This window comes from Cellulomonas septica, from assembly GCF_012396155.1.
Lineage (GTDB): Bacteria > Actinomycetota > Actinomycetes > Actinomycetales > Cellulomonadaceae > Cellulomonas > Cellulomonas septica.
In genome coordinates this window covers 1-5,338 of the sequence record NZ_JAAXOY010000197.1, presented here as the reverse complement: position 1 = coordinate 5,338, position 5,338 = coordinate 1, and the positions used below count along the sequence as shown (strand labels likewise).

Below are 5,338 nucleotides of genomic sequence, written 5' to 3'. Positions count from 1 at the left end.
GGGGCCGGCTGGGCGGACCCGCCGTCGGGCCGCGGCTGGCTCCACGACGGGAGCGCGGGTCCGGCGGGCTGCGGGGCGGAGGTCACGGGGACGCCCGGGGGCGTGAGCACGGCGGTGGAGGTCTGCTCGGCGGCGCGACGCTCGGCCTCACGGAGGCTGCGACGGGTCGGCCGGGGGGTCGCCTCGTTGTGCTCGGGCCCCACGACACCTCCACTCGCTCGGTCCACGCTGGCGGACGTCCGCGGCCGGGGAGGCGTCCCTCTCGGGGCGGCTCCGGCGACCGCGGTCACGAAACCATAACGGGTCGCGGTCGCGCTTCCAAGCCCCTGGACGGCCGTCCAGGCCCTGCGCACGGCGACACGCGGTGCACATCGGGCGGATCCGCGCCACCGGGCGACCGGACGCCCAGGTCAGCGCCGACTTCCGACCCGGACCGGCGTCCGGGTGAGGTCAGAACGTCTGGCCGCGCTGCATGGCGTCACGGACCTCGCCGACGAGCTCCTCGAGGATGTCCTCGAGGAAGACGACGCCGACCGTCCGATCGTCGTCGTCGACGCGGGCCAGGTGCGCCCCGGACCGCTGCATCGCGGCCAGCGCGTCCTCGACCTCGTCCCCCGGGGCAACGACCGCGAGCGCGCGCACGCGCCACGTCGGCACGGGCACCTGCCGGGCGTCCGCGTCGGCGTAGAGCACGTCCTTGAGGTGCAGGTAGCCCGCGGGGTGGCCGTCGTCGTCGAGCACGGGGAACCGGCTGTACCCGGTGCGCGCGACGAGCCGCTCGACCTCCTCGGGCGTGCCCCTGGGTCCCACGGTGACGAGGGAGCCGACGGGCACCATGACGTCGCCCGCGGTCCGGTCCGAGAACTCGAGCGCGCCCGCGAGCAGGCCCTGCTCGTCCTCGAGCAGCCCCTCGGCCTGCGACCGCTCGACGATCGAGTGCACCTCCTGCGCGGTGAACGCCGACGACACTTCGTCCTTCGGCTCGACCCCGGCCAGCCGCAGCGCGTGGTTGGCGAGCCAGTTGAGCGCGGCGATGACGGGCCGGACCATGCGGGCGATCCAGACGAGCGGCGGGCCGAACACCAGCACGGCGCGCTCGGGTCCCGCGACCGCGAGGTTCTTGGGCACCATCTCGCCGAGCACGACGTGCAGGTACACGACGATCGCCAGGGCCAGCACGAACGCGATGGGGTGCGTGAGGTCCTCGCTGACGCCGAGCGCGTGCAGCGGGTCCTCGATGAGGTGCGCGAGCGCGGGCTCGGCGACGACGCCGAGGCTCGTCGAGCACACCGTGATGCCGAGCTGCGCGCACGCGAGCATGAGCGAGACGTGCTCCATCGCCCACAGCACGGTGCGCGCGCGGCGGTCGCCGGCCTCCGCGAGCGGCTCGACCTGGCTGCGCCGCGCGGAGATGATCGCGAACTCGGCGCCGACGAAGAACGCGTTGCCGGCGAGCAGGAGCGCGCCGACCAGGAGGGCGAGGTTGCTGCTCACGCGTCGCCCTCCTCGTCCTCGCCGGTCGCGACGGCCTGGACCCGGACGCGCTCGACGCGCCGGCCGGCCATGCGCTCGACGACGAGGCGGACGCGGTCGACGACGATCTCGTCGCCCTGCTCGGGGATCCGGCCGAGCACGTACATGAGCAGGCCGCCGAGCGTCTCGAACGGGCCGTCCTCGGGCACCCGCAGGCCGGTGACCTCGGCGAGCTCGTCGGGCCGCAGGACCCCCGCGAGCACCCAGGACCCGTCGGCGGACTGCGCGGCGGACTGCCGTCGCCGGTCGTGCTCGTCGGCGACGTCCCCGACGAGCTCCTCGACGACGTCCTCGAGCGTGACGACGCCCGAGGTGCCGCCGTACTCGTCGACGACGACCGCGAGCTGCCCGCCCTGCCGCAGCTCGACGAGCAGGGGTCCGAGGTGCACGGTCTCGGGGACGCGCGGCACGTCGACCATGAGCGCCGCGGCGGGGACCTCGGCGCGCTTCTCGTAGGGCACGGCGACGGCGCGACGCAGGTGCACGAGGCCCACGACGTCGTCGGCGGAGTCGCCGATGACGAGGAACCGGGAGTGCCCGCTCGTGCGCGCGAGCGCGACGACGTCGGCGGCCGAGTCCTCGTCGCGTCGCACGAGCACGAGCCGCCCGCGGTCGGTCATGACGTCGACGGCCGTGAGCTCGGAGAACTCGACGGAGTTGATGAGCAGCGTCGCGGTCGACTCGTCGAGCGTCCCGACCTCGGCGGACCGCCGGACGAGCGCGGCGAGCTCCTGCGGCGAACGTCCGCCGGCGAGCTCCTCGCGCGGCTCGACGCCCACGCGCCGCAGGATCGCGTTCGCGCTGCCGTTGAACAGGGAGATGAGCGGCCGCAGGGTCGTGGTGAACCCGCGCTGGAGCGGGGCGACGGCGCGCGCGGTCCCGAGCGGGCGGCTGATCGCGAAGTTCTTCGGGATGAGCTCGCCGACGACCATCGAGAAGCCGTTGACCAGCACGATCGCGAGCAGCCCCGCGAGGGCGCCGCCGATCACCCGGCCGAGCGGCGACGACTCGAGCGGCCCGCCGAGCAGGCGGACGACCGCGGGCTGCGTCGTGTAGCCGAGCAGGATCGTGGTGATCGTGATGCCGACCTGCGCGCCGGACAGCTCGGTCGAGAGCCGCCGCAGCGCCTTGACGACGGACTGACCGCGCCGGTCGTCGGGCGCGGTCTGCTTGTCGACGACGCCCGGGTCGAGCGTGACGAGCGAGAACTCGGCGGCGACGAACACCGCGGTGCCGAGCGTGAGGAGGACCCCGAGGCCCACGAGGAGCCACTCGGTCAGCACAGGTCACCGCCCGAGGGTGCGGGGGGCGACGGGTCGACGGGCGGGAAGGACGGGACGGGGAGGCCGGCGCCGTCACCACCGGGCTGGTCGGCCCGCTGGGGTCGCCGGCAGCTACTTGAGCCGCTCATGGTGGCGACATCCTACGGTCCGGTCCGCCCCCGCGCCGGGTGCGCACGACGGTCGGTCCTGCACCGGTCCGACACGTCTTCCCCCCGCCTCCCCCGCCGAGGTTCCGGGTGCGGGAGGGGTGGCTGTGCCACGCTGACCTCATGATGAACAGCAGCGGTGCGCAGCCGCCCGCGCCGTCCGGAGGTGCCGCGACGACCGTCCTCGTGGTCGAGGACGAGCCGGCCATCGCGCAGGCGATCGCGCACCGCTTCTCCGCCGAGGGGTGGCGCGTCGAGGCCGCCGCCGACGGCCCGTCGGGCGTCGCCGCCGCGACGCGCGTGCGCCCCGACGTCGTGGTCCTCGACATCATGCTGCCGGGCATCGACGGCCTCGAGGTGTGCCGCCAGATCCAGGCCGAGCGCCCGGTGCCGGTCCTCATGCTCACCGCGCGCGACGACGAGACGGACATGCTCGTCGGCCTGGGCGTCGGCGCGGACGACTACATGACGAAGCCGTTCTCGATGCGCGAGCTCGTCGCGCGCACGAAGGCGCTGCTGCGTCGTCAGGAGCGCGCCGCGCGGGCCGCGGAGATCGCGGTCGCGACGACGCCCGACCCGCCGCTCGTGATCGGCGACGTCTCGATCGACCGCGCGCAGCGCCGCGTGCAGCGCGGCGACCAGGAGGTCCACCTCACGCCCACGGAGTTCGACCTGCTGGTCGCGCTCGCGGGCTCGTCGCGCACGGTGCTCACGCGCGAGCGGCTGCTCGCGGAGGTGTGGGACTGGGTCGACGCGAGCGGCACGCGCACGGTCGACTCGCACGTCAAGGCGCTGCGCCGCAAGCTCGGCGCGGACCTGATCCGCACGGTGCACGGCGTCGGCTACGCGTTCGAGCCCGCGGACGAGGGCTCGGCGGCGAGGTCCGAGGGGTCGTGAGCGCGCCGCGTCACGTGCGCGGCGAGGGGAGGTCACGGTTGCCGGACGTCCGCCCGCTGGACCGGTTCCGCTCGATCAAGATCAAGCTCGGGGTGCTCGTCGCCGCGTCGGTCGCGCTGGCGTCGTTCATCACGTGGGTCGGCCTGTCGCAGTTCCACCTGGGTCCGAGCCGCACGCTGCCGATCGCGATCGCGCTGTCGCTCGTCGTGACGCAGCTGCTCGCGCGCGGCATGACGTCGCCGCTGCGGGAGATGACGCATGCGGCGGGCCGGATGGCCGACGGCGACTACAGCCAGCGGGTGCAGGCGACGAGCAACGACGAGGTCGGCCAGCTCGCCGAGGCGTTCAACACGATGTCGGACGACCTCGAGCAGGCGGACACGTTCCGGCGCGAGCTCGTCGCGAACGTCGCGCACGAGCTGCGCACCCCGGTGACGGCCCTGCAGGCGCAGCTCGAGAACATCGTCGACGGCGTGAGCGAGCCCGACCCGGTGACGATGCAGGCCGCGCTCGCGCAGACGGAGCGCCTGGGGCGGCTCGTCACGTACCTGCTCGACCTGTCCCGCCTCGAGGCGGGCGACGTGCCGCTGCAGATCGAGGAGGTCCGGCTCGACGACTTCCTGCACGAGGCCGCGGACGGCGCGGCGCTCGTGGGGTCGACCAAGCGGCTGCGCTTCCCGGTGCGCGTCGAGCCCGAGGACCTCTCGGTCCAGGCGGACCCCGAGCGGCTGCACCAGGTCGTCGCGAACCTGCTGCACAACGCGGTCCGGCACTCCCCGCCCGACGACGAGGTGCTGCTGGTCGCGTCGCGCGTCGGCACGGACGTGCGGATCGACGTCGTGGACCACGGTCCGGGCATCGCGCCGGAGCAGCGGGCGCACGTGTTCGAGCGGTTCGTGCGCGGGAACACCCCGGCGATCACCGGGCAGGGCTCGACGGGCGGCACCGGGCTGGGGCTGGCGATCGTGCGCTGGGCGGTCGACCTGCACGGCGGCCGGATCGAGGTCGCGGACGAGGGTCCGGGCTGCACGATGCGCGTGACGCTCCCGGGCCGTCCGGCGACGCCGCGGGCACGCACCGCCTGACCCCATTGTTCTAGTCGCGTTAGAACAGTAGGGTCGCCGCATGGCCACGACGACCCCACTGCCGAGCCACGACCGCGTCATCGCGGTCTCCCACCTGTCGAAGACCTTCGGACCCGTCCGGGCGGTCGACGACCTGACCTTCGAGGTGCACCCCGGCCGCGTGACCGGGTTCCTCGGCCCGAACGGCGCCGGCAAGACGACGACGCTGCGCATGCTGCTCGGGCTCGTGCGCCCGACCGCGGGGACCGCCACGATCGGCGGCCGCCCGTACCACCGCCTCCCCCGCCCGCTGCGCACCGTCGGCGCCGCCCTGGAGGCGTCGAGCTTCCACCCCGGCCGCACCGCGCTCGACCACCTGCGCACCTACGCGCCGCAGGTCGGCGTGCCCGACGCG

5 protein-coding genes and 1 pseudogene are annotated in these 5,338 nt (G+C 74.5%); 3 read left to right on the top strand and 3 right to left on the bottom strand.

The window, feature by feature from the left end; genetic code table 11:
- The 3 genes and pseudogenes from HGA02_RS20400 to HGA02_RS09285 form a co-directional block, all read right to left on the bottom strand.
- Positions 1-203 (bottom strand): annotated as a pseudogene (locus HGA02_RS20400) (hypothetical protein); the annotation flags it as partial.
- A gap of 247 nt (positions 204-450) precedes the next feature.
- Entirely contained in the window at positions 451-1,494 is a 1,044-nt protein-coding gene (locus tag HGA02_RS09290) for a CNNM domain-containing protein (protein WP_168678770.1), read from the bottom strand.
- Entirely contained in the window at positions 1,491-2,816 is a 1,326-nt protein-coding gene (locus tag HGA02_RS09285) for a CNNM domain-containing protein (protein ID WP_168678769.1), read from the bottom strand. The genes HGA02_RS09290 and HGA02_RS09285 overlap by 4 nt, the downstream gene beginning before the upstream one ends.
- Positions 2,817-3,088: 272 nt before the next feature.
- On the opposite strand from HGA02_RS09285, the gene HGA02_RS09280 reads away from it, so the two are divergent.
- The 3 genes from HGA02_RS09280 to HGA02_RS09270 form a co-directional block, all read left to right on the top strand.
- Positions 3,089-3,859 (top strand): response regulator transcription factor, encoded by a 771-nt coding sequence (locus HGA02_RS09280; protein ID WP_168678771.1) that lies wholly within the window; start codon positions 3,089-3,091, stop codon positions 3,857-3,859.
- A gap of 38 nt (positions 3,860-3,897) precedes the next feature.
- Positions 3,898-4,944 carry a HAMP domain-containing sensor histidine kinase gene (locus HGA02_RS09275; protein ID WP_210728368.1) on the top strand — a complete coding sequence of 349 codons (1,047 nt, stop codon included), beginning with the start codon at positions 3,898-3,900 and terminating at the stop codon, positions 4,942-4,944.
- A 40-nt stretch (positions 4,945-4,984) separates the two neighbouring features.
- Positions 4,985-5,338: ATP-binding cassette domain-containing protein (locus HGA02_RS09270; protein WP_168678767.1), on the top strand; the 354-nt coding region annotated here is incomplete at its 3' end.